Annotated in this window: 26 protein-coding genes; 4 read left to right on the forward strand and 22 right to left on the reverse strand. The window is 59.1% G+C overall.

Going from position 1 to position 24651, the window contains the following annotated elements:
* Nucleotides 1–464: 464 nt before the first annotated feature.
* The 4 genes from ACSQ3F_RS17350 to ACSQ3F_RS17365 all read left to right on the forward strand — a co-directional run bounded on the left by ACSQ3F_RS17350 (nt 465) and on the right by ACSQ3F_RS17365 (nt 3789).
* The gene (locus tag ACSQ3F_RS17350) at nt 465–1907 is read left to right on the forward strand and encodes a hypothetical protein (RefSeq protein WP_436101363.1); all 1443 of its coding nucleotides are present in this window, start codon (nt 465–467) and stop codon (nt 1905–1907) included.
* 54 nt (nt 1908–1961) lie between these two features.
* Nucleotides 1962–2852 carry a DNA adenine methylase gene (locus ACSQ3F_RS17355; protein ID WP_436101364.1) on the forward strand — a complete coding sequence of 297 codons (891 nt, stop codon included), beginning with the start codon at nt 1962–1964 and terminating at the stop codon, nt 2850–2852.
* Between the two features lie 294 nt (nt 2853–3146).
* Nucleotides 3147–3335, forward strand: a complete 189-nt coding sequence (locus ACSQ3F_RS17360; protein ID WP_436101365.1) for a type II toxin-antitoxin system HicA family toxin — start codon at nt 3147–3149, stop codon at nt 3333–3335.
* A 13-nt stretch (nt 3336–3348) separates the two neighbouring features.
* Nucleotides 3349–3789 carry a type II toxin-antitoxin system HicB family antitoxin gene (locus ACSQ3F_RS17365; RefSeq protein ID WP_436101366.1) on the forward strand — a complete coding sequence of 147 codons (441 nt, stop codon included), beginning with the start codon at nt 3349–3351 and terminating at the stop codon, nt 3787–3789.
* Nucleotides 3790–4365: 576 nt separating this feature from the next.
* Here ACSQ3F_RS17365 and ACSQ3F_RS17370 read toward each other — a convergent pair.
* The 22 genes from ACSQ3F_RS17370 to ACSQ3F_RS17475 form a co-directional block, all read right to left on the reverse strand.
* The gene (locus ACSQ3F_RS17370) at nt 4366–4860 is read right to left on the reverse strand and encodes a hypothetical protein (RefSeq protein ID WP_436101367.1); all 495 of its coding nucleotides are present in this window, start codon (nt 4858–4860) and stop codon (nt 4366–4368) included.
* The gene (locus tag ACSQ3F_RS17375) at nt 4853–5170 is read right to left on the reverse strand and encodes a PadR family transcriptional regulator (RefSeq protein ID WP_436101368.1); all 318 of its coding nucleotides are present in this window, start codon (nt 5168–5170) and stop codon (nt 4853–4855) included. Before ACSQ3F_RS17375 ends, ACSQ3F_RS17370 begins: the two co-directional genes overlap by 8 nt.
* Nucleotides 5171–5402: 232 nt before the next feature.
* Nucleotides 5403–5735, reverse strand: coding sequence for a phage holin family protein (locus ACSQ3F_RS17380; protein WP_436101369.1), 333 nt, complete (start codon nt 5733–5735; stop codon nt 5403–5405).
* A gap of 25 nt (nt 5736–5760) precedes the next feature.
* Nucleotides 5761–6006, reverse strand: a complete 246-nt coding sequence (locus ACSQ3F_RS17385) for a hypothetical protein (RefSeq protein WP_436101370.1) — start codon at nt 6004–6006, stop codon at nt 5761–5763.
* A gap of 11 nt (nt 6007–6017) precedes the next feature.
* A complete protein-coding gene (locus tag ACSQ3F_RS17390; protein ID WP_436101371.1) occupies nt 6018–6710 on the reverse strand; it encodes a TIGR02594 family protein in 693 nt (230 codons plus the stop codon).
* 41 nt (nt 6711–6751) lie between these two features.
* Nucleotides 6752–9886 carry an SGNH/GDSL hydrolase family protein gene (locus ACSQ3F_RS17395; RefSeq protein ID WP_436101372.1) on the reverse strand — a complete coding sequence of 1045 codons (3135 nt, stop codon included), beginning with the start codon at nt 9884–9886 and terminating at the stop codon, nt 6752–6754.
* The gene (locus ACSQ3F_RS17400) at nt 9876–10067 is read right to left on the reverse strand and encodes a hypothetical protein (RefSeq protein WP_436101373.1); all 192 of its coding nucleotides are present in this window, start codon (nt 10065–10067) and stop codon (nt 9876–9878) included. The genes ACSQ3F_RS17395 and ACSQ3F_RS17400 overlap by 11 nt, the downstream gene beginning before the upstream one ends.
* A gap of 10 nt (nt 10068–10077) precedes the next feature.
* Nucleotides 10078–13296 (reverse strand): phage tail protein, encoded by a 3219-nt coding sequence (locus tag ACSQ3F_RS17405; protein ID WP_436101374.1) that lies wholly within the window; start codon nt 13294–13296, stop codon nt 10078–10080.
* A 3-nt stretch (nt 13297–13299) separates the two neighbouring features.
* Nucleotides 13300–13728 (reverse strand): DUF6950 family protein, encoded by a 429-nt coding sequence (locus ACSQ3F_RS17410; protein ID WP_436101375.1) that lies wholly within the window; start codon nt 13726–13728, stop codon nt 13300–13302.
* Complete coding sequence (locus ACSQ3F_RS17415; RefSeq protein WP_436101376.1) at nt 13725–14363, reverse strand: hypothetical protein; 639 nt, start codon at nt 14361–14363, stop codon at nt 13725–13727. Before ACSQ3F_RS17415 ends, ACSQ3F_RS17410 begins: the two co-directional genes overlap by 4 nt.
* Nucleotides 14360–15013 carry a hypothetical protein gene (locus tag ACSQ3F_RS17420; RefSeq protein WP_436101377.1) on the reverse strand — a complete coding sequence of 218 codons (654 nt, stop codon included), beginning with the start codon at nt 15011–15013 and terminating at the stop codon, nt 14360–14362. The genes ACSQ3F_RS17415 and ACSQ3F_RS17420 overlap by 4 nt, the downstream gene beginning before the upstream one ends.
* Nucleotides 15010–18219 (reverse strand): phage tail tip lysozyme, encoded by a 3210-nt coding sequence (locus ACSQ3F_RS17425; RefSeq protein WP_436101378.1) that lies wholly within the window; start codon nt 18217–18219, stop codon nt 15010–15012. Before ACSQ3F_RS17425 ends, ACSQ3F_RS17420 begins: the two co-directional genes overlap by 4 nt.
* 52 nt (nt 18220–18271) lie before the next feature.
* A complete protein-coding gene (locus ACSQ3F_RS17430; RefSeq protein ID WP_436101379.1) occupies nt 18272–18604 on the reverse strand; it encodes a phage tail assembly chaperone in 333 nt (110 codons plus the stop codon).
* A gap of 35 nt (nt 18605–18639) precedes the next feature.
* A complete protein-coding gene (locus tag ACSQ3F_RS17435; RefSeq protein ID WP_436101380.1) occupies nt 18640–19101 on the reverse strand; it encodes a hypothetical protein in 462 nt (153 codons plus the stop codon).
* A gap of 92 nt (nt 19102–19193) precedes the next feature.
* Nucleotides 19194–19481: a hypothetical protein gene (locus ACSQ3F_RS17440; protein ID WP_436101381.1), complete on the reverse strand. Its 288-nt coding sequence runs from the start codon at nt 19479–19481 to the stop codon at nt 19194–19196.
* Between the two features lie 20 nt (nt 19482–19501).
* Nucleotides 19502–20731 carry a phage tail tube protein gene (locus tag ACSQ3F_RS17445; protein WP_436101382.1) on the reverse strand — a complete coding sequence of 410 codons (1230 nt, stop codon included), beginning with the start codon at nt 20729–20731 and terminating at the stop codon, nt 19502–19504.
* A 57-nt stretch (nt 20732–20788) separates the two neighbouring features.
* Nucleotides 20789–21241, reverse strand: a complete 453-nt coding sequence (locus tag ACSQ3F_RS17450) for a hypothetical protein (protein ID WP_436101383.1) — start codon at nt 21239–21241, stop codon at nt 20789–20791.
* Nucleotide 21242: 1 nt separating this feature from the next.
* Nucleotides 21243–21950 (reverse strand): hypothetical protein, encoded by a 708-nt coding sequence (locus tag ACSQ3F_RS17455; protein WP_436101384.1) that lies wholly within the window; start codon nt 21948–21950, stop codon nt 21243–21245.
* Nucleotides 21950–22276 carry a hypothetical protein gene (locus tag ACSQ3F_RS17460; RefSeq protein ID WP_436101385.1) on the reverse strand — a complete coding sequence of 109 codons (327 nt, stop codon included), beginning with the start codon at nt 22274–22276 and terminating at the stop codon, nt 21950–21952. Before ACSQ3F_RS17460 ends, ACSQ3F_RS17455 begins: the two co-directional genes overlap by 1 nt.
* Entirely contained in the window at nt 22273–22902 is a 630-nt protein-coding gene (locus tag ACSQ3F_RS17465; protein ID WP_436101386.1) for a head-tail connector protein, read from the reverse strand. Before ACSQ3F_RS17465 ends, ACSQ3F_RS17460 begins: the two co-directional genes overlap by 4 nt.
* A 2-nt stretch (nt 22903–22904) precedes the next feature.
* Complete coding sequence (locus tag ACSQ3F_RS17470) at nt 22905–23270, reverse strand: hypothetical protein (RefSeq protein WP_436101387.1); 366 nt, start codon at nt 23268–23270, stop codon at nt 22905–22907.
* Nucleotides 23271–23334: 64 nt separating this feature from the next.
* Nucleotides 23335–24612, reverse strand: a complete 1278-nt coding sequence (locus tag ACSQ3F_RS17475; protein WP_436101388.1) for a phage major capsid protein — start codon at nt 24610–24612, stop codon at nt 23335–23337.
* Nucleotides 24613–24651: the final 39 nt, after the last annotated feature.

Here is a 24651-nt window from a genome sequence, read left to right on the forward strand (position 1 = left end):
GCCCAAAGCAGTCTACTGCAGCTTACCTGGTTCTGGCGGTCCCGGAGGGCCTATCAAAAGTCAACAGTTTCAATGGGCTAACGAGCAGGTTAGCCAATGTAGTTTTCCATCTGTTCCCAAATGCTGGCTAACCAGCAATTTCAAAACGCGAACTCAATCCATTCGATCTCGCGCGCGATGATGGACGGCGTCATCACTTCAGTTTACCCGAAGCCGCTCAAATCAAAGGCATGCGGATTCACTGCGTCTTACTTTCGCATTGTCCCACTTGCCAGCATTTCCTCGATACCGCCAGCTTGGGAAGCTAGGAGTTATCGGGTGAAGTCAAATGCTAGAGTGTAAAACATGCGGCATCCGGCTCTATAAGTTTCAAACACTTAAATGCTCATTGCAAAACAACGAACCCTGATATTTACACAACATAAAGTTTAATTATAGATGCTTCCCGCAAGCGGAGGCAAAGCATGGCTATCGGGATCACGAACATAACGCTCGACGTACAGAATTTCAGGCACGCGAAAGTAGCCACAGAGCGTGAGGCCATTCAGATCCTGTTGTCAGACGAACGAACTCACAGGATTGCAGAGCTTGCAACAGACATCGTCGAAATGGGTGGCTTGGACCCTTCTTCGCTTTTGATTGTCATGCAGGATGACGCCAATGTCGGGCATTATATAGCCCTTGAAGGGAATAGGCGTGTCACTGCCTTGAAGACTTTGATTTACCCAGATCTCGCGATCAACCTACCGACCCATGGACAGTTTAAGAAGTTGAGCGCCCCTTTCATGGCACTTGGCATTAAAGACGTTGAATGCACAGTACTCGACCGAGAAACTGCTTTCGACTGGATAAAGCGTAAACACTACAACGCCATGGGCGGCAAGGGCGTCATGCCATGGAATGCGATAGCCACCGCCCGAAGCGATGCATCGGAAGGTCGTCCGCCGCGTTGGATGATCGCGCTTGATTTTCTTACAAAGCAGGGTGAGCAGACCGATGCGTTGCTCGACGGCATCTCCAGTAAAACTACGACTGTGGAGCGCGTCTTTTCATCCACTTACATGGCTTCAATTCTGGGGCTGACGTTCGACAGCAGAGCCGCAACAGTAACCCCGGAAAACGGTGACGTTAAAGCAGCTACACTTTTGCTCAAGACAATATTCACCGACATGGCTCGTAAAAGTTTCACGGAGCCGACCGTAACGACTTCTGACCTGCAGCAAATATATATCGAAAACTTTGAGCAACTCAGCGTTCTCAAGAAGGCCAAACCCGGATCATCTTCCGGGCAAGGTGGGGCTCAAACAGGAGGGGGAGCAACGAGCGGCGCTCCGGGGTCTAGCCCATCTGGTGGGGGTAGTGCTCAGGGTAACGGTAACTCGGGGTCCGGGTCTGCCGCGCAATCGGCAAGCTCCGGAAGCGGCACTACCGCAAAATCCAAACCAATTCGCCAAAGGAGCAAGTTAGCTGACAAAGGGCTGAGAATAGGCAACAAGGCGTTGAATCGCCTGTACGGCGAGCTTCGGAAGCTCAACGTCGAGATTTATCCCCACGTCGGCGCCGCGATGATCCGCATTTTCCTAGAAAAGACATCACTCGTGTTCGTTGAAGATATGGGGGTCGTTTGCAAAAATCCTGCCGGCTGGAATGACTTCAACGTGCGCCTAAAAGACAAAGTCGCGGGCGTTCTGCACACCATCGATCCCAAGAAAAAGAATGCTAAGCTCAGCTACGCGTGGGACGTGGCAAACGGAGTTCAAGGAAAGATCCACACGCTGGACTATCTCAACAAAGCCATCCACGATCCCACATCCCTACCGTCGACGACAGAGATCATCGGCATATGGGACCGCTTCCACCCTTATTTCGAAGAGCTTTTCAAAACGCTTGAAAAAGCTGGGAAATAAGTCTGGCCGAGTGAACTGCAAAATGCTATCTCACGGGCAAAGAAGGCGGCTCCGATGACCAATCACTCCCCCCTGAGATATCCTGGAGGCAAAGGAAAGCTTGCCCCGTACATTACCGAATTGCTTCAATCAAATGGCCTAGAAGGCGCACACTATGCAGAGCCTTTCGCTGGCGGCGCGGCAGTTGCGCTCGATCTGCTTTTCTCAGAGCGGGTGAAGCACATTCATATCAACGATCTCGACTGGTCAGTATTTGCCTTCTGGAAAGCCGTCATCGATCACACGGACGAGTTTATCGACAAGGTATTGAGTACGCCGGTTTCCGTCGAAGCATGGCTTGCAGCCCGAGAGATTAAGAGGCTTGGCCACGGCGACAATATCGTAGAGGCCGGATTCTCCACTTTTTTCCTAAATAGGACAAACCGATCAGGGATTCTCAATGGGGGCATGATCGGCGGGTTAGCCCAGGAAGGCAATTGGAAGATTGATTGCAGATTCAATAAAGACGATCTACTACAGCGTATACGAAGAATCGCAATGTTCCGGTCAAGGATCACCATTACTAATTTAGATGCGTCCGATTTTTTAACAAATCATATCCCGAAGATAGCTCCGCGCAGCCTCATTTACATCGACCCACCGTACTACGTAAAAGGCGCTTATCTCTATCAAAACCATTTCGAACACGAAGATCACGTCCGGCTGGCGCAGGTCGTAAAAAGTATTGAACGACATGCATGGTTTGTGTCCTATGACAACGTGGAGCAAATCAAACGAATATATAGCGATTGCGAGCAGCAACAGTTCAGCATTGGCTATAGCGCTAGAAACCACGGCAAGGGGTCTGAAGTCATGGTATTCGCCCATGATCTAAAACGGCCACCAAACATCTTCGCGAATAAAAATGAACAACGGGCGATATTAAAGGCCTCGGGAGCGCGCTGAGTCTCGCTTCTGCAAGTCGTGATGCGCAGCATTCTTCGATCTCCTCTATCTCGACGGCCGCGATTTGCGCCGGCGGCGGCTGGAGCCAATCCTCGGTCGGCGCACTGTCAGCGAAACAGGCTATTGCTAGGACGGCGCAGCTATTGCCTTTCATCGCCTTTGGGTTGTGGTCGTTTGCAGATTATACGTGATCAAATGTAGAACCTGACACCGGACATTTAAGCGTTATCAAAGAGTTAATTTCTTGTCAACACTTCTGTTGACTTCCACAGATGTGTTGAATACGTTATATCTATGAACGCAAGCGAATTTAGGCGTTGGCTCGCCAAGCAAGGATGTACCTTTGAAAACCATCGCGGTGGGAGTGGCCATGTTACTATTTATCGCGACGGAAAAAAATCCCAACTTCCCACTCACGGCGGGAACAAAGAGTTGGGTCCAGGCTTGATCTTTCAGATCAAAAAGCAGCTTGGCTTAAAATAAGAGAGGACGATAGATGGCGTGGTATAAACTGGCAATCCAGCCGGATGACGGCGTTTGGCTGGTAACTTCACCCGACTTTGAAGAGGTTGTATCATACGGGCAAACGCAGGAGGAGGCTTGCCGTAACGGTCGTAACGCAATTGAAGAGGCCATCGCAGGCAGAATCGCAGATGGGGAATCGATCCCGCTCCCACTTAGCGAAAACGAATGCAACGGAGGTCGGTATGTTGAGGTGCCCATGATGGTGCATCTCAAGTCCGCGATCTATATGATCATGCGCGAAAAAGGATGGACGCGCGCAGATCTCCAAAGAGCGCTCGGCTGGCCGCATCGGGAGCAGATCGACCGTCTCTTCAGGCTCGATCACCAAACAAAACTCGATGCGATCGAGGATGCCTTTAAGGCGCTTGGCGTGCCGTTAAGTGTAAATATTCCCTTTCACAAAGCCGCATAAATAAAGCCCGCCTTGGCGGGCTTTATTCTTTTGGTCGACGAGGGGCTCGCCTTCCCCACCAAGCCGGTCAGCAAAACAAGCAACGCAGTCGATCACGCAGCGATTGAAGTGGTGCCAGCTTGAATGCTACCAGAAATCCGATGCACTCTCGTCGCCACCTTTGATTTGCTACCCGAGTGCCATCACGCGGCGCCCATTGACCAGAGTATTTCTCATTCAGATTGGCCAAAAAGTCCTGGGCAATCTCAGGCGACACGAGCCTTTCCACCAGAGACGCCGAAAGCTTCCGGCCATTTGGACTTGTCACAGGCGCCTGCCGCATAAATGGCAGCACATCAGGGTTAAGTCTCCCTGGCGGAAAGTCTCGTTCAACCAGGCCGATTGCGGCTCGCACGAGAGACTGTTGCCGCAGGATCATCGACTCGGACGGTCGCGGCGTCATCATCTCCAACTGGCGTGTGACAGCGCCATATGCCTTTTCGTAGACTTCCGCGCGTATTTCTCGTGTAGGGCTTTCGAGGCCATTCACGGTTCTTCGGATAACGTTCTCGAAATTCGCCATCAATTTCCTCGTCGTTACCAGATGATCTTGCGCAGGCTTTCCGCTGCCGACACTAGCGTATCGAACCAATAGCGAACGACCATGCCCATGCATTGGCGCCGCCACATCCATTTCGCGCGCCTGGCACCAAACGCCGGTAGCCACTTCTCCTGATATTTGATTTCCATGTTGGCCAAGAAGTCGTCGCCGACGTCGGACGGCAGCATCATGCCAAACCAGAAAGATGAGGGCGGTTCTGCATCAACACTGTGCGCAGCGCGCTCCCAAAAGTCCGTCCGCGCGCTCGATGATTTCTCTATCGTCTCGGAAAGTTCCTTCATCAGAGATTCGAGGATCATGCTCGGGTGCCTCTGCGTATCGAGCTTGGTCTTTTCGACGTATATACGCACGTTTTGCTGCAGCGAATGGAAGTAAAGATTCCGCAAGACCAGCTCATTTTCGAGCTTCAACGTTTTCGGAAGCACATGGGCTAGATAGGCGAACGAGTTCGGCGGTTTCTTTTCATCCATGGCGGGCGACCCCCAATGCAGGTTTGCCACCGTAGGAATTGACAGCACGCGTGGCGTTCACAGCCTCGTCGAGTGCCCGGCGACCTTCGCCCGTGATCGTGAAGAGGCGTTTCCCGCGGCTGTCATTTTCGTCCTTGGTTTCCGAGATCATCCCCTTTTTCGTCATACGATCGAGTGCCGTATAAAGCGCGGCGAAAGGTGGTGATTTCTCCATCGACGCTTCAAGAACGTCGTGCACTCGGGCGGCATGTACACGAGGCCCGGCCTTGATCAATGCGATGAGTGTAAGCTCCTCGAATTTTCCTATCACACGACGATCCTCTGCTTTTCATCTGCAGCGCATACATATGCGCCGCATACTAATATCGTGGTTTGCAGCGCATACGTCAAGTGGGGTCGATTGGGATGAAAGCGACGGAGGGTCCGCAGATTTTCGGACACTGAACCGCAGACCCATCAGCCTCGCGGTGATCATGAGCAAGGCTGCAAGTAGCCCGAAAATGGAAGGCGGTGAGCTTCGCCGCCTTCCTACTTCACTTTGATCAGCTGTCCTTTTCGAACTTGGCGCCAAACCAGCGCAGGAACAGAACTTCGGATCCGCGCGGCCCGAGATAGGCGAGGCTACCGACGATGGTCGGCCGAAGAAGCGGTCCGGCGTCGACCCAGATAGCCACCCCCTCCCCGATGATTGCCATGCCAGCCGCCAGCGGGAATTCCCAAGCGAGTTCCTTGCCGAAAAACTTCTTCCGGTGGGACCGGCGGACTTCGGTGGTGTGCCACATCAACCTCCCCATCACGGCGGCTACGATCGTCGTCAGGCCGCCGCCGATCCACGCGTTGAGCATCTCGGCGAGCGATTGATACTTTTCAGGCATGTGCCGCTTCTCCCTCATAATCTGTTCAGCGAATCGGTGGCTGAGGCTTGATCAGGCCCATCAATCCGTCGCGCAAGATATTGATCACGGTCTTCAGCGTACCGAGCACCGCGATCGCGATCGTCGTATAGGTCGGGTCGACGACGGACTTCGAGCATTCGATTTCGCCGCCGGATAGCGTCGTGCAGCCGGTGGCAAGCAGGATCGCCGTCACAAAGCCCAGGAGGGCGATGATGACGTTGAGGATGTTGTGGAAGAGATTGCTGTTCATGGTCGTTCCTTTCAGGCTTCGTTGGTGGAGAGTTTTCCGTCGCTCTCGACGGTTGGGATTGCACCTTCTGGCAGCGGCTCGCCTTTCGGCCACCAGTAGCCGGTGACACGCGAGACGGCGAAGGGCTTGATGTTGACGGCGTCCGCCTGGTTGCCTCCCAGCACCATCAGGTTGCCCTGGGCATCCCGGCCGGTAACGAAGCCGACATGGCCGCCGCCATTGCGCTTGAAGGTGACGATGCAACCAACCGCGGGCTTGGCGAGCTTGACGCCCCATTTCTCATAGGACCGGGCCATGCCGGACCGCGTCGAAGCGATGCCGACCGATTCCAGCACGAAGCCGACCATGCTGGCGCACCAGGGGGTTTCGTCGTCTGTGAACGGCAGCCCGGTTGCCTTCCACATCGCGAGGATCTCCGGCGCATGGTTCTTGCCCTTGATCTCGTGAAGGCCGGAATAGCGGCGGGCGAAGGTCAGCCAGCGCGGCTCCCCGGTGCCAAGCGCCCGCTGACCGGCAACGGCAAAGCCGAACAGCTTTTCCAGCGTGATCGGCCCGATATAGGGCCGCGCTTGCAGCCCGTTGGCGACCTTGAAGGCAATGATCGCCTTTTCGGTATCGGCCCCCATGACGCCGTCAGCCCCCGCTGGCCCGACCGAATAGCCAAGCGCAAGCAACCGCCTCTGGATATCCAGAATCGTTTTCATGTTGATGTCCTTTGAGGTTATGGCCGCAGATCCGCCGATCGTCACAGCACGGTTCTGACGCCGGCAGCGATCTTGGAAACGATGCGGTCGCGGCCGGCCGGAACGGTCGGATGCAAGCCATCGGCATAATAGGTCGTGTAGTTGTACTGGTTGACGCCGGTCTTGCGCAGAAGGTCGATCACCGGCAGATGGTGATAGGCAGACCGATCGGCGATCGCGTCGGCATACGCGCTGAGGAACACGCCGTCGCCATTGGCATTCAAGTTGCTGTCGCCCAGCGTCGCCGGACTTGCCCGCCACTGCGGTGTCAAAAAGACGATCTGCATGTTCGGACAAGCCGCCTGCAGCGCTGCAATCGACAGGTTCAAGGCCCCATAGAATTGTGTGTTCGTCGTGCTTGTCGCGGCGCCAAGATCGACGCCGGCCGACCAGTCGTTGGTGCCGTGAGCGATCAGGGCGATATTCACCGCTGCCCAGGAGGTCGAAGCCATGAGTGCAGCCTGCACGCGGTTATCATCGGCATAGCCGCTATACAGACTGTCTGCGGCGCTGGTAAGCGCGGCAAAGTCGTTGGCCTGGATCGCTTCCGCCAGCGACACCATCGACATCTCGTTGCGATAGACCTCTGCCCCGGACGGGCTGCCGAGGCGCGCCATGCGGCAACCGCCCATCCCGAAATTCAGCACAGTCGCTCCGAGCGCCGTCGCCAGTGCTTCCGGAACGCCATAGCTCTCGATGACGCTGTCTCCGAAAAATGCGATGGTTGAGCCGGCCACCCCGCCCGAGAGCGCGGCAACCTGCTTGCTCATCGTGTGGATGGCTTCCGGTGAAGTCTCGGCTGGGTACCAATCATCGCGCGCCACTGTGTCGATAGTCAGTGGCGATGTATGGCTGATGAAGCTGTAGCCGCCGACCTGCACCACGACCGACGAGGAAGCCGAGTTCGGCCCCATGCGGATTTCCGTCATGTCCGTGCGGTTGGGGAGTTGCCCCGTCACGAAATACAGCCGCACCGTCGAGGTGATTTCGATGTAGTCGACCAGGCTTAACCCGGCAATGAACGTGCCGCCGGCATACCAGTAGACCGCGATATCCGGCCACGCCGCGCCGTCAGCCGCATAGACATAGGCCGATGCGAGAAAGTATCGCTGCGACGATGCCGCCGACAGGATGGCGTCGCGCTTGTAGCGCAGCGCTCCGCCCGAGCCAATCTGCAGGGCGCGCTTGATACCGCGCTCGCTCATCTCGGTCGCGGCTGGTGTCACCAGCGTTGCAGTGCCCGTCCAGACCGGCGGCGTGCCGGCCACGTCGAGAACCGGATTGACGATGCCGTTGTTCCACGGATAGCTGCGGCCTTGTGCGTTCTGCAGGGCGGTGACCCTCGCCGCGCTGTTGGCCTGCGCGGCGTCCGTGCTTCGGAAACCGTTCCAGTCGTCGAGCTGGACGCGATCAATGCCGATCGAGACATCGTTGCTTGCGAGTGTCCAACCGCCGATCTCTGCCACGGCGCCACTGACAAGGCTGGCAAAACCATAGGCAATCGCGCCGATCGTGCCGCTGGCGGGCAATCGCGTCTGTGCCCAGTATCGCCGCAGCTCCGACGTGACCTCAACATAGCCCGCCGTGTAGCCGGTTGCGCCGGATACGACCGATCCGCCCGTCAAGGCGCTGTAGAGGACAGTCTGCAGACTGCCGCTCGGCCAATTGGTGCCGCCGGCCGAATAAATGTAGACCGACGCGACGATGTACTTTCCGTTCGGCGAAGCCGGGGCCGCGTCACGCTTATAGAATGCCGTCGCGGTCGTGCCCGTACCGATGGCGTGAGACTTGACCACGCCGTGCGCCGTCAGGGCGGCGTTCGCCGCTGCCGCTTTGGGCAGGGTGACGGAGCCCTGGAAGACGCCAAGAGCGCGGGCCTCGGCCCCGGCTGGATCGAAGGCTGCATTGCGCAGGCGAAAACCGACCCGCGCGACGCGGTCCGCCTCGATCGGAGACTGCTCGCGGCCGATGATCAGCGGCGTGCGAGTGGCGAGGTTGACGAGGATGCCCGTTGAGGAAATGTCGCGGTAGTCGATCAGCAGCCGAAAAACGATGTTCGTGCCATAGATCAACACCTCGGTCGGCCCGGTTGTCGATTTGGTCAGCGGCGTCGTTCCAAGCGAGGCAACCTGCGAATTGTCCGAAACCTTGCGGATGATGATCTGGTCTTCATAGGTCGGATCGTCGTTGCAGAACGTGCCGATGTAGTAGTCGTCGGTTGCCGAAACCGCCGATCCTTCGACCGTCAACGACTTGATGGCTTTGGCCACCATGACGCTCGCCGTGTCCCATGCGAGAGCGGAGGCCAGCCCAATCAGGCCGATCGCATCCTTATGCAGCCACGGCGCTTGCGACAGAGGCACCCTTGCGCCGAGTTCGCTGGTGAGCGCGGTCTTGTCAACTTTGCTCGTCAGACCCGTCGCGCCGATCCGCTTCCATCCGGCCGGGCTGGTCGACCAGGAGAAGCGGCCGGCATTCGGAACCGTGCCACCGACGACGGGATCGGTATGGGTGCCGGTGTCGGTATCGAGCACCTCGGCACCTTGGCCGGCAAGAGTGCCGGCCTGCGCCGCAAGCGCCGCCCAGGTGTCCTTCGAGATCGAGTTGCTGGTGATCTGGTCGCGCACGACGGCGATCGCAGCCGCCTGCGCCGTCGAGACCGGCTTGTTGGCATCGGAGGTGTTGTTGACATTGCCGAGGCCGAGAACAGTCCGCGCTGCGGCATCGCTCGCAGCGGCAACCAGGCCGCGGGCATAGGCCGGGAAATCGGCCAGCGCACCGATGCCGGAGAACGGGAAATAAGCGAGCTTGTCGGCCGAGCTGCCAAGTGTCGCCAACGCTGCGAGCGCGCCGCTGGTCAGGCTTTCGAGCAGTGCCCGCACGCGGTCCTGCATGCGGGTCACGTCTCCCTTCGGCTGGATCGCATAGGCAATGGCCGTCTGTGTCGCACCGGGCCACGGATAGGCCAGTGTGATCGTGCTGCCGGCGATGGCCGCGATCGGCACGGCGAGGCCGACATGCGCACCAAAGAAATCGCCTTCCAGAACGTTCGTCCAGGCGACAGTCTGCCCGGTTACAGTGAGCGAACCATTGGCGACGGATGCTGTCCCGCTGCGGATCAGATCATCATTCGCCATCGGGCACCTCCGCAGGCGAAAGCGCGTCGATTTGCGCCTGCAGCTGCACGATCAGCATTTCGCTATCGTAGAGCGATTGCGCCAGGGACAGATTGCGGTTGCGGTAATGTTCGATAAGGGCGGCACTTTCGCCAAGCGCCACCTGCGGCAGGATACTGATTTTCTTGCGTGGCTCAGTCATGGGTTCCCCTTCAGGAGACGGTGGCTTTTTTGAACAGCATGGGCGTGATGGTGCGGCGGCCGATCAGCACGTCGCCGCTGTGGTCTTTGGAAACCTTCATGGTGATGACCTGGTCGCCGATCCCGCTGATGACGGTGCCCTGCATGCTCATGGTTTCGCTTTCCCCGTCCGCGAGGAAAACCTTGACCGCCTCGCCGATCAGTAGCTCGTTCGCGTAAAGCTCAACCGTGACCATCTGCGCCCCGCCGGCCGTCGAAAGCGTCCGCAAACGCACATCCGCCAGCACCACGATGAGATCGTTGGCACCCTTTGAAAGCGTGATTGTGCCGATTGTCGTAACGCCGGAAGAGTGCGTAACACTGTCAGATGCACCGAAGTAAGGGACAGCAACGACGGCATTCTGCGCGAGCGCGCTGGTCAGGACAGATCCGTCGAGAAAGGTGATTTTGTCCGTCGTGATGGTCCGTAGATAGGCGGAATCCATATAGACCCCGGTCCCGTCCACGGCAAAGATTTGGTACTTGTCGGAACCGGCAACAACGGCGAAGCGACCTGCCTCGACGACGAATTGCGACGGCAGGCTGTCATCATACGGCACGTCGAGATAAAACGACGCCGCCCGGTAGCCTTCTCCCGTTGTCACCCGCGCCTGGGCGCCGATGCGCGCATAGCCGGAAGGACCGGCGATCACCTCCATACGAAACTTGGTGTCGGCCGTGACTTCACCAACGGCGGCGGTCAGGCTCGTTATCGCCGTGGCGCTGGCCGTGATCTGGTTACCTTGCGCCACGATCGTCTCCTCCAGCGAGTTGAGTGCTGTGACCGACGCCTTGCCGGTCAGTTCGAGGTCGATTTCGGTGATCGCGAGACCGTGCGCCTCGATGATGCCGTCGTGGGCGTTGACTTCGAGGAGAAGTGCCTCGAACGCAGCGTTATGGACGACATCCAGCAGTTCCGCTTCAAAGGTCTCCAGCCGGCCGACGATCGCCGAAGTCGGACCGGTCGCGGCGACGACGACTTCGGTATATTCGGCCGTTGTTCTGTCATAGGTCGATTTCAGTTCGACCCGAAGTTCCTGCTTGTCCTTGTAGTTCGCGAAGTCCTGCTGAATCAGCGAGAAGGCGCTCGCCTTCTGCTTTTCGATCACGTCGCGCGTGTTCTCGTAAAGCCAGGCGTTGAAGACAACGAGGTCTTCCGTCACCTCTTTGATCAGCTCAAGGTAATGCAGATCGGCGATGCTGAAACGGACATCGGGCGTCGTCACCGACAACCAGGCCGACAATGCGGTTTCGCGCCGGCTGAACGGGGCAAGCTTGCCCTGTACCTCGTATTCTGTCGCGGGCAGACACCAATTGCCGGATAACGTCCAGGCATAGGGTGCATCGTATGGCGTCGCCTCGGAACTGAAGACGATATCCCCCGTCGCCTTGTTGCGAACGATGACGAGAACATTCTTCACGTCGTCAAGGTTGGCCGCGCAGCTCACACGGATGGCAGGGCGCCGCGCCAGCCCGGAGCTGTCGTTGACGGTCGTCGCGGAAACTGTCCATCCTTCCATCGGCTGAACGGGCGCGTAGATCCGCCCGATCCAGCCTTCGGAGGTGGGAAGCTCGAAATCGGCCGACCAGTCATAGTCGGACGGATCAATCTCCTTGATCGTGATGAGCTGGTTCATCGTCATCTCGCCTTCGATGGCAAGGACGAGGAATTTCTTGTTGGTGTAGCCGTTCCGCGTCGACGACCAGGCAATCACATCGTTCGGCTCAAGTACCCACGCGTCCGGCGGCAGGAAGAACTGATGCGTGCGAAAGCGGCGCTCTTCCTTGATCATCGCCCGCATGAGGCGCTGCACCTGGCGCTTATAGGGAACCGCAGCAAACTGCAGGCCGCTGACCGGCAGCTCCCTGTTGCCGTCTATTTCGAACAGCGTCTTGCCGGTGGTCGGATCAAGCAGCGTCTTTGCCCCCAGCCGTGGGGCATCCTTGCTGGCCCACTTTTCCGCCGGATCTGGATACGTCGCCTCGATCGCATTGAACGTTTCGTCCAGACCGGGGAATGGCTGGAAACTCTGCCCTTTGGTGACGATGATATCGTCATCGGTAAAAAAGAAGGTCGCGGCGCCGAACGCGCCGAGTTGCAGTTTGAAGGAGCCACCCACCTCCGCCAGTCGACCATTGCAGCCGGCTCGGAAGTCGTCGATGACATCGAGCGGTTCCATGTCGCCGGTGATCTCATAGCCGCCGCGAAACTGCGGCTCGGAAGGCTGGTCGGTGACATCGATCAGGCGGCCGGCTTCCTGCGCCGCCGCGATCCATGAGGACGCCGGCAGACGCGATGCATGCAGATCCTGCCCCCCGAAGAACCATTCGTCGCCGTAGTACATCCCGCGGATGACGTTATAAATCATCACGGCAAGATTGTAGGATGGCTCCCATGTCGACGGGTCGGTCCAACGGTGCGAACCGGAGCCGCCATTCGTCGAGTCCTTGCGGATATCATAGAGCTTCGGCGGTCCGGGCTCGAACACGCAGGAAGGCACGCCGCTGCCGAAATACTTTTGATTGAACCTATACGTCATGATGGCGTAGGGGCAGCCCCGGCCAATCATGTCTTCTGTCCACGGCCGATCCTCATCGTCGCCGAACATCGCGACGAGATAGGGATCAGCAAAATTCTGCGTGCCGTCCTTGAACTTGATCCACGCGAAGGGATCTGAGTCCTCGTCGTCGGGGTCCTTCAGGAATTCCTTGATCGGATAGCCGCGAACCGCATTGACCTTGTCAAAGAGGATCGTGCACTTTTGGTCACCAATCCAGAGACCAAGGGTCGTGATGTCACCGCACGGAATATTGCCGAGCTCGATGACATCGGCCAGGAAAGCGTTCGGCGTGTTTTCCAGTTCACCAAACGAGCCGATGTACTTTCGCTTGCCGGCGGTCGCGTAACGCCCGATGACGGTCGACACCGGCAGATCGTCGCCAAGCTCGACATCCAGCCGTACCCCTTGCGGCGCCTGCTTCTGCTTTTTCTGCAGTGCCTTCTGAAGCAGTGACCCGCCGATTGACAGCGCCACACTCAGAAGCGTCTGAAAAAGAATGGCGCCCAGGCTTGCGCCCTTGATAATCCCACCAATGATGCCGATCACCGCCGAAATGGGATCGGCAAGCGCAGCCTCCGGCGTCGCCAGCAAGAACCATGCGGCGGAAATAATGATGGTGATGAAGGTCATTTGTTATCCGACCCTGAAGGCCCTATCGGCGATGCGTCGATCGACGCTGCCTATTCCATTTTCCGAAACGGCAAAGACCCGTTCGCCGTTCAGCACGCCGAGCGCATGGCGGAAGGGTGTATCGACGGGCAAAGTGACGACATCGCCGATATGGGCCTCCGAGGGGTGCGCATATTCGGACAGCTTCGACGCAACCAGGTCCGCCAGATCGTCGAATCCCTCATCACGCATCAACCGATAGGCAGACGCCGCATCGTGATATCTGCCTTTGTAGGCCGCGCCGAGATCGACGCCGGTCAGAACATGGACGATCCGACCTGCAAAGGCCGGGCCGCAATCATTGTCACCCCAGGCAAACGGCCTCAGACGCATGTCGTCGAGGGCATCGTTGAAGGGTCCGACCCAGAGGGGAATTCGCTTCAGCTCGATCAATCCTTCACTCCCCACGGGATGCTCCACGATCGTATGGACGCCGCATATTTGCCGAACTGATCCGGACTTGCCGGGTTCGGGCTCCTCAGCTTCTGTGCCTCAAATGACGACTTCTGCGGGTTCTTCCGGGTCAGCATGGATATCGCGTCGGACACCACGCTGATTTCAACGCTGCCCTCCCCGCCAACTTCCGGCGTCGTGATCGGCGATCCATCCACCTCGCCGAGGAACACAAGCGGCGGGGTCGAAACCAGCAGGCGCGAGGTGGGATCAAGCAATGCCTCCCAGATCTCGACCTTCGCCAGGCGAACATCCAGTCCGCGCACGAGCGCCTGTATCGGTTCGGCGATCTGACTGGCGGCAACCGTCACGGTCTGGATGGTCAGATCGGCAACGCGCGGGATCGACGACACCGTCAGATTGACATTGCCGTAAAACAACCGGCTTGAAGTTGCCCCGGTGATGCCTGATACGACAGTCATGGTCACATCTTCATCGCCGCTCCAGAAGCTCATCAGCGCCGGATCGCCTGTCTCGAAATCCCGGCCGGTCATACTGATCAGCTTGCGCGGCACAATCCCGCGCTCGCGGGCGTTCTGCAGCGCGGCAAGGAAGGAAGAATCGACATCCCTCATTTCTTCTGGATCGCCTTGAAGCCGGCGCCTTCGGTGAACATGCCGTTCCCGGTCCCCGGATTGTGCGATCCGGGGACAATGACGCAACGACATGCGGGCTTTGCCAGCGTCACGATGTCATTAATGCCGATCCCGACAGGGACATGCGGAAACACCCCGATATAACCGGTGCTTCCATCGCCAGACGCGGTCGCGCTTTCAGAAATCTCGAGGAACGCATATCGAGTCGGGTCGACGCCGTATGCGATCTGCATTTTGTCGCCCGGCAAAAGGTTATAGCCGGGCGGAAGACCTTTAAGGGCGATCGATGCGCGATGCGACGGAATTGCATCGACCTGCACAACAGAGCTGCCGAGAAGAACACCATCCGGATCACTCTGCGGATACTTCGACAACGGATCGCACAAGAAGAACGCTTCCTGCGCTCCATGCAGCTTGCGGATGATGGCGGCAATCTGCTTCGCCCCATCATGATAATCCATGTCGAGCACGACTTCGCCGGTCCAGAGCGGCGGGGCCAACTCCGCCTGGATGATCTGACCGCTCCCCAGGCCGGAAAGCTCGTCATTGCGCTGAATGCTCCACACGATCGTTTGCACGTTGAGCCGATCAGACAGCGCCGAGAGTGGATAGGGATAAGAGACTGTCATGCGCGCTTCCTTGGGTTTTTCTCAATTCGCCGCACGCTCACCGGCAGCACTTGCCTGTCGTATTGGTCAATGGCCCGACTAACGCCGCGATCAACCATGTCTTCGATCTCGGCATTGCCACGCGCGCCGTGGACGTGAATATCCATCCGGACGGCCTTGTCGCCGCCATCGCCGCTGCCCGATCGAGCGGAACCACCGTCATTCGCGGCAACCCTTGCCGGCGGAATACTCGGCGATCTCCGACCAACGATCCCGCCATCCGCATATCCCGGATAACCAAGCCGTTTCGCCTCGACGACAGCGACGCCGCCATGGCGCCGGATATCGTCCTGGCTCCAGACGATTTCGTCCGCGTGCACAATGCCGGCAGGTTTGTTGCGCGCACCGGGTCCGGTCCAGCCGCCACCATCGAAACCGTTCGTGAGGAAGCCGAGAAGCGTGGTGTTGGGCGTGAATGACGAACTGAACAGCGAACTCCAATTGAAACCGCCGACCAGGCTGCTCGCGCCACCGCCCTGCAAGCCGGACAACTGCTGACCGAAATTGCCAAATCCCTTTCCGAGCGCGCCGAGCCCGCTTGACGCCTCACCGGTCGCACTGACCATGCCATTCATGCTTCCGGCAGCCGACGACGATGCGCCCGAAAACTTCGTCAATGATGCTTCTGCGGCCTCCAACCGGCCGGAGAAATTATCGGCGCCTTCCGGGTTATTCCAGGAGAAGCCACGTGGGCGCTCGAAGCCAGCAAACGCAGCCGTGGCGCCGCGAACATCCTTCGCGCCCGTCAAGGCGCTCCACGCGCGGCTTTCCGGCCCCATCAGCTCACGATAGGCGAACTCATGCTGCGCGAGCGGATTGCTCTTCCAATTGGCACCAACCGCGGCCAGCATTTGCGGGCTGCGATCGTTCCACTGGAACAGGCCGCGCGCCTTGCCGCCATCGCCGATCGCGGCCGGATTGAAGGCACTCTCGGCGCTGATGTTGCCAAGCACGCCGGCGACCTGATGATCGGCAAGCCCCTTTGACTTCCAAAAGTTCCAAGCGAGCTGATCCCCCGTGCCCGCAACCGCAGGAAGCGCCGAACGCGTAACGCCGATGACCGGAGCCGCTCCCACAGCTGAAGCCGCCGTGGCCGCAACGTTATTGTCGTTCGCCGCACCTCCGGTCAGGGTCGAGAGCAACCCGCCGCCAGAACTTTTGCCCGTGATGGCATTCACCAGGTCATTGATCAGCGAATCCGTCAGGCGGGTCGTGACCTTGTTGAGCACATTCAGGAGGGCATTGCCGAATGCCTGCCCGAAGCTGTCGCCCTGAAGGAGACCGTCGCGGAAATCGGAGAAGAAGCCGCCGACATCCTTGCGAAGTTCCCTGACGCGATCAAGCTCGCGGACCGCATCCGCGTAGCCGCTCTTGAGGTCAACCTCCAGGCCTGCGCTGCGTTGCGACTGCGCGATCTGCTGATCGACCGTCGACCGATACATCTGGTCACGCTCGAACTGCAGTTCGCTGGCAAGCTTCAGTTTGGCGGCTTCCTGCGCGGCATTCCGGTAGGCATCGGCAAGCGCCTTGATTTCCGCGCGCTGCTCCGGCGTCGCGATGCGGCCCTTCTCCTGCGCCTTTTGCAGGAGGTCGAGTTCAAGGCGAAGCGTCTGCGCGGCAATCCCGGTCAAACCGGAAACCTGCCCCTCAAGCTTCATCTGCTCGATGCGATCGTTCGCCGACTTCACCAGGTCGCGGTAGGCATTCGCCGTCTGCGTTGCCGCCTTGCTCGGCTCGTCGCCAAGCTGGATCGGCTTTTCGCCGGGCGTCGGCACCACGGTCAGGTGACCATCGGAATTGAGAATGGTCGTCGGACCCGGATCGCCACCCAGCTCTTGCGTCGGCCGGCGCACCGGCGTCGGCGCATTGATCGGCCGGAAGGCGTCCGGCTGATAGGTCTTTCCGCCTTCCGTAAACGTCGCGCCGGAAACGATGGTCTGAACGTCCACGCCGCCAGCAATGGCCGCGATCCATTCTTCCCGGACCTTTCGAGCCGCCTCGATGCCGCGATAGATCGATTCCGTGACCACGTCGAACGCATCACGGAATTTCAGAACTTGAGGCGTGCCATACTGCGCGACACCAATAGCCAGCTGTTGCTGCGCCGCATTTACGTCGGCAAGCGTAGCCGTGCCATCAGCAAGCTTTTGCCGCAGATCGCCGAACGCGCTGGAAAAATCGCGAATGAAGGCGGGATCTGCACCGAGCTGCTGCAGATTGCGGCGGGCATCGATGAATTGGCGGTTGATGACTTCGATCTTTTCAGACAGACCGTCAAACTGGCGACTGGCCAGCACGTCGACAGCAGCCGAACCATCCTGCAGGTTCTTTGCGCGGTCCAGCTCGTCGACATAGGTTTTCAGCGACGGCGTCGCGTCGCCCCACAGCTTCGCCGCCTGCCGGATCAGGTTATTCTGCTCCTCAAACAGCTTGCTGGTCTTCTCGCCACCGCTGTCTGCCGTGGCAAAATACTGAATAAGAGCCGCCGTTCCGGCAACGAGACCGATCGTCACCAGTGACACCGGGCTGATAACGGACAAGAAGGCGGCACCAAGTCCTTTCACGGCGCCTGCGGCACCCATGGGGCCAAGCACCGCCGAAAGCTGCGTTCCCTGCTGCAGCGCGATCTGTAGCGGCGACATGCCCATGGCGGCCGTGACAGCGACGTCCTGAAACTGCGCAGCAACGTTGGCGGTCTGGAAGCCGTTGTCTCGCCGCACATTCTGGTTGGCCGCCACCATCCCCTGCTTATGGGATTGGTTCAGCCGCTCCTGCGCCTCGCGCACCTCGTCGATCTGCACGACCTGCTGAGCGCGAAGGCGGGCGATATCCGCATTTGCCTGCTCCTGTGTCGTAACACCGAGTAGCACCGCACGGTTGACCGTCTGCAGCGACTGCGTCATCTGACGTTCCGCTTTGATCTGCACGGCGATCACGGGATCGACACTGGCGCGGACCCGGTCGTAAGCGGAAGCTACGGCATCGATCGACTGCGGAACCTTGCGCTCAAAGATCTGGACCTGACGATCAAACGCCGCCTGCGCCTTGGCCGTGGCAGCGGCAGCCCGATCGCCGAGATGCTCGTAGGCAAGCTCTGCACGACGCGCGCCGGCCTCGACGCCAGAGGCATCAATGACCAGCTCGACAACTCTCTGTTCATTCGCCACGAGGGTTACCTGCGCTTATGGGATGGAGGATAAAGTGGGAGGCAGGACGCCGCTAGGCTTCGGAGCCTTGGGCATCCGCCTGGTCAGTCGCCTTGAGATAGAGATCATCAAGCTGTTCGATGATCGCGATCTCCCAGGGATGAAGGGATAGGCGGCTATGACGGCAGAATGCATCGATATCGGGCCAACTGATCGGCGCTGGACCGGCAAAGTCGCTGCCCTTGCGGCGGCGTATCCTGTTGAACGCATCCCAAAGATACTGCAGCGCGTAAGGGAAAGGTGGCAGGGCCAGTTCCGCCTCATAACGCGCGATCTTTTCCGGCTTCCGCGCCCGCTTCAGCAGGCCTTCGATACGCTCCCGGTGGGTGGACCCGTCTTCGCCCACGACCGAGAGCGCGAACGAGCGCTCCGCAAACGAGACTATTTCGTCGCGGAGCGCGGCGTAAAACGCTTCTCGTCACCGAAGGCTTCGGCGATCTGCACATAGGCCCAGCCCATTTCCGGCTTGATCAGCAGATCTTCGGCCGCCTTTTCGGAAAATTCGATAGGCCCGGTACCGATATTGATCGGGTTCCAGCCGAGGATGCGGCCAACGATGCTCTGCACGGTTTCGCGACGGGCTTCATCCGGGGTTTTCTCCTCGGACTTGTATTTCTTGCCGTTGACCTGCGCCTGCTCGATCTGCTTCTGCCGGAACAATTCCTTCCGGGCGGCAGCGTCATTGAGCGCGATGGTCTTGGGATGAGACGGGCCAGCAAGCCGGATAGTCCAGCCGGTCTTGCGGCCATCGGCCGTCAAAATTTCCAGCGTGGTTTCGTCCACCGGCAGGAAGCCGCTAAGATCGACAGCGCCGGTCTCGGTTTTGAGGGTTTCGGTAGTCATCGTTTTATCCTTTGTCGGAAGGGAAAGCGGCGGGTCCGACAACCCGCCGCCCATTGCGCGCAACGCTGGTCAGCCTGTCGGGGCTGATTGGGTTATTTCTTCGGGCGCCGACCATCCGTCGCGCTGTCGACGGCCACCTCTCGCATGACGCCGTCAGCAGGAACGGTCACGCCAGTCAGAGGGATGCCGGTCGCCTCTCCGATCTGCGCTTCGCTGACGACAGATGAGCCAGAGAACTTGCCGGTCTCACTGATCGAGATCGCCAGAAGGTCGCCGGGGCGATGCGGCCAGACGACCGACAGGCCGGAGGCTCTTGCGTCGAGGATGGCGTCATGAAGACGTTCCGCTGCGTCACGCACCGCCTGTTCAGGATTGCCCATGTCAGTTCCTTTCGAAGGTATCAGGCAGCGTTGCTGACCTGTATTTTGACGGTGGTCGGATCGAAAGCTCCGCCGCGCGTATCCTTGCCGACCAGATCGGCCGGGATGCTGAGCGTCACGGTGCGCGCGCCGCCCGTCTGCGTCAGCGCGGATTTGGCAACGCCGCCAAGCGTGAAGTTCGGCACGAACAGGGAGAAGAAATCCGTTGGCAACGCTTCGTTTTCCTGCCCGAGCAGATGCACGGACAGCTGCGTCTCGGCATTGAAGTCGGCCAGCGCCTGCAGATCCTTGCGCAGGACCGTCATATTCATCGAGACCTGCATCGTGCCGAGGAACACGTCAGGCGCGATGCCGGTTTTGTTGACGACCGAGGGAGCCGCCGGCTGCAGATCAAGTGTAAAATCGAACGACGTCAGGTCCGCCACATCGCTCGATCCGAAACGGATCACCGATTCACTTGCCGCAAGCGACAGGGAAACGGGTTCGGTCGGCGAGGTCAGCAGCGGCGCCTGCGCACCCGTCAGCGCCTCCACAAGACCGGTTCCCGTCCAGCCGAATTCCGTGTCGAGCTGCCCATCGGCATTCATGCGGATCATGCCGCGCGACCAGCGGCAATCCGTAAACGCTTCCGAGGAATCGAGATCGAATTCATATTCCTCGATCGTGAAGTATGTTCTTGGCAAAGCACCGGCCGCGCCGTTGATCAGGACACGGCCAACCCGAACGATGCTGAAACCGGTATCGGCCGCAGCGTTGGCAACGAGTGTTTCGGCCACCGTGATCACCGTGGCCGTCAACCCGACGATATGCAGGTTGATGCTATTGTTTGCCGCATCCGGTAGACCCGTCGCGCGGATGACATCGCCGACGCGAAGGCCAGCCGCGATCCAGCTTCCGGCCGCAGCAACGATGGTGCTGACCGTCGTGGTGACGCTCGTCATTTCCGTCTGAGTGATGGCAAGATTCGCAGCAGACCAGGCGCCGCGCATCAGCGCCTCCCAAACGGGATCGGCGCGACCGATGCCAAGCTCGCTGGTATAGGTACCGGCCGTGCGACGGCTGCCATGACGGCCGCGCAATTGCTGCCCATCGGCGCGGACGATGTTCGATTTGACCGCCTGCTTCGTCAGCAAACCGCCGGCGCCGCCCGAGGTCGGCAACAGCAAACCGCCGGCGCCGGACGCCTGCACACCTTTTCCCGATTGCGCCTTGAGGGCGACATAGCCATTCCAATTCTCTGAATACGGCATTGCCGTGCTCCTTAGCTTGTCCGCATCGAGGCGGGTTGATGAAGGTGTTTGTCGCGATCAGCCGCGATGCCAGTAGACGAAAGCACAGGTCATGGTCGTGCCAAACCACACGCCGTCATCGGACGCGCTGTTCCCAAGAGCCGGAAACGGATCTTCCGTGCGCACACAGATCCCCGGCTCCAGATTGTAAAACTCTTTCCGCCGGAAGATCTCGCCAGCAGCGACCGAAAGCTGCTTGCCGGTTTCCGTGCCGGAGTTCATCGGCGTGAAAACGTGAACCGAGATCATCCCGTCGTATCGGTAGACATGGTTCCCAGGGCGCCCCTGCCCGACGATGCGGCTGCCGAAGCACTCGATTTCCAGATTGATCCACGGAAGCAGAACATTGGCAGCATCGACCGGCGGCCATGGTTCAGCAGGCGTTTCATTCTGGTAGGTAATCCGCGTTTCGGTCCACGCGGCAACCAAACGCGCTTTGATGGCGGCTTCTGCGCCGGCATAGTCAGCCATCTCAGCGCTCCCGGATCACGAGGCACGGAAAACGCACATCGGATTTGTTATGGGCAGTCTTGCCGTGCTTCTTGGCGACTGCGCTTTCAAGGACGCCGGAGGCGGCTCGCGCCTCGCCGTCATGTCCAAGCCACCACGATTTTCCCGTCGACGGTGCCTTGGTCTGATCCACTGCATGCCCGCCGATGACGGCGCGATAGGTGAACTCGACCGAAACGGAGTTGCCAAATCGGGCCATCACAAGGCGCCGCGCCTGCTGGTAAACCTTCGAAGATCCGGCGACCCGCATTTGCATTTTCCCGACCTCGATCTTTCGAGCATACGGCAGGTAATTGGTGATCATCAGATCGTCGCCGTCTCGGAAGGTGGAAAGATCCGCCGCCGGAAGCCCATTGAGAAACATCACATGGCCCTTGCGATAGTCACCGCTCAAGACCGGCGATAAATCGCGCAACGTCTTCAAAGCGAACTCGACCACCTCATCCATGCGGCGATACTGATAGACAATCCGCCCGTCAGCCTTGGCTGTTTCTTCGGTCGCGCCGACACGGCCATCGACGATGCGGACGAAGGAAGACGGCGCCGGCGCTGCCGCCATGACCTTGGCGTGTTCGGCTTTCGCGGTCTTGACCAAAAGAGCTTTCGTCGCCGCAATGGTCTCCTGTTTGATGATACGGAACGTCTCCGCAATCCCATCCTGTCGCGCCATCAGCCCTTCACCATCATATTGAAGCGAACGATGGTATCGTTGAGCTTGATGATTTCGGGCCTGCCGATCAGGTTGCGAGGCGATCCATCAATGACGACCATGCAGCCCTCGGATGGCTGACCGAACACATCGAGACCGGTCGGCGATACCGTCACAGCCTTGTCAGACTGTGTGATGGTACCCGTGATTTCTTCGGCCTTTATCCCCCGCACGAAACCCTTGACCGCCACCTCACCAGCCGCGGTGTTTCCTCTGCGGAGGATGACGGTCTGACCGTGTTTCGCGAGCTGGCGATCGAGCGCCGAGATCGATTGTTCGGGCGTCATGCGAGCGGCCAGGTTCTATAATTTTCAAGCAAGACACGCGTGGTCGTGTCGATCGCTTCGGAAACTTCAATGGCGCCGGCCCATTGGACTGTTCCGACCCCCTCAACCTCTTCGCTGCGCTTGAACACGTCGTCACGCGAGAACGCCATTTTGTTTCCGATGCGCATCAAAATGGCCGCGACGACATCCGGCGGCACGTCTCCAAAGCCGACCGTTGCAGTGACCGTGATACGCGTGCCAGCCAGGATGGAAGGCCAGACCTGCGCATGAGCAAGAACGATTGCCGGGGAAAGGTTGTCGCCCTCGCCCCGGAACTCATAGACCGAAGAGGAAAGAGTTTGAGCCGCTCCGGTAACATCGACATAGGCGATTGCACCGACCGACTGAACGGGCGCCACATGCAAGCGATCGAAATCCGCGAAGCAATCACACTTCATCTCGACAGTCTGTTCCACCAACCGAATGTTGCAGTAGGTCTCGACAAAGGCGCGCTCGGCCTTGATCAGCATGTCGATCTGGTCGTTCCGGCTATTGTCGGCAGAGGAGATTTGGCACTGCTGCTTGACCTGAGTGAGTGTCACGGGCTCAGTTGCCGGCGCCGCAGTTACTTTCGCTGGATACCACATGGTCAGCGCTGTTCCGGAGCCGATGACGTCTCGGCGGTTTCCTTCGCCACAGGACCGACGCCAAGAGCAGCAACAACTGAGGTCTTGAACGCGGTCAGGGCCTCGATCTGCTGCAGGAGATCAGCCTCGCGTGCCTTGGCGGCCGCGTTTTCGGCGAGCAGGGCAGCGTTTTCGTCAAGGATTTTCGCCCGTTCATCATCCCATTCCGCCTTGGTGGCGGGCTTTTTGACCGGTTCGACCGGCGCCTTCTCGGCGATGCCAGCCTTGATGAAACGGCCGGCTTCCTTGTCGGAAAACCGGTCGGTGACATCCCCAGGAGACAGGGAAAAATCCTGACCGGCCAGGCTCTCAAGCATTTTGATTTTCATGACGGTCTCCATTGGTTTGAGAAGCAGGCGGCGAAAACGCCGCCCACCGGTTCAAGCCAATGCTTTAAGCAGCGGCGGTGATGAGGTGCTTGACTGCCGCCGTGTCACCCAGCTCGCCGTCGAAGCGGATGAGGCCGGCAATGCCGAGATCGGGCCAGAAGCGTTCGCGCAGCACGCCGATAACCGGCGAACCGACCTTGCGGACGAAATATTTCGACATGTCGCCGAAGATGATGACCTTCTTGGCGGCAGCGAGCGAGTCCATGTCGTCGTTGACGCTGTAGGGATAGCCCAGCAGGCTGCCCGGCTGGTTGGTCTTGATGTCACCCATCTGCCAGAGATAGTTGCCCTGACCATCCTTCAGCTTGCGGATCGCCGCCAACGTCGTGTCGGCAAACTGGAAGCGCGCCTTCGGCGAACGACGGTAGGCCTGGTTTACCGAGTGCACCAGGTCGATGATCTCGTCGCCGGTAATGGCCGCCGTTGCCGCCGCCGTCTTGCCGAGGCTCGACGCCGTCACGATGCCGTTCGGATCGCCGGCACCATCGCCGATGGTCAGTTCCTTGCTGGCGATGCGCGCGAGACGTTCACCAAGCAATGCACCGAGCAAGGCTTCCATGTTGAATATGGAATCCTGCGCCAACTCCATCGAGAAGCGCACGAACTCGGTGTCAAAGACGTAGGCGTCAAGACCCTTCTGGCCGAAGGTGACATCCTTGCCGCCATCATCCGTCAGCGCCGCGCCTTCCGTGTGCTTCTCAGCCGTCACGGTCGTATCGTCGACAGTCGGCAGCTTGATCGGATTGCCGCTCGACGTATTGAGCACGGTGCAGATGTCCTCGTCGTACATCGGCCCCCACACCTTCATCGTCTTGATGATCTCGTTGGCAAGCTCGGTCGGCACGGTAAAGCCGCCCGCCGTGGTCGTGCCAACGGACTGTGCACGGAATTCAGCCTTGGGAGCCGTGCCAGCGCGGAGGATGGCCCGCTCTTCCGGCTCCAGTTCGGATGGATCGGCGCCGTGAGCGAGGAACTTGTGGAAGACTTCGCGATAGCTCAGTTTGCCATCGCCATCGTCCTCGCCGCGCGCTTCGGTATCGCGACCGAGGGGACGTTGGCGGGCGCGCTGTTCTTCCTGACGCTTCTCCAGGCCAGCAAGTTTTTCTTCCCGCTCGATCAGTTTTTCGAGGCTGTCATGTTCAGCCATCGCCGTGTCGTGTTGAGTTTCCAGTTCCTTGGCTCGGGTTTCATCCGTTGCCGCGTTGATCTGGTCGAGCCGTTCGCGAGCTTCGGTGACGAGAGTCGCCTGCTTCTCGCGCAGTTCCTTGATCCGATTATCCATCGGTCATTCCTTTCCATGGTTGAAGGGAATTGGGCTTAG

The organism is Pararhizobium sp. LjRoot238 (genome assembly GCF_964252955.1).
In the GTDB taxonomy this organism is placed as follows: Bacteria; Pseudomonadota; Alphaproteobacteria; order Rhizobiales; family Rhizobiaceae; genus Pararhizobium.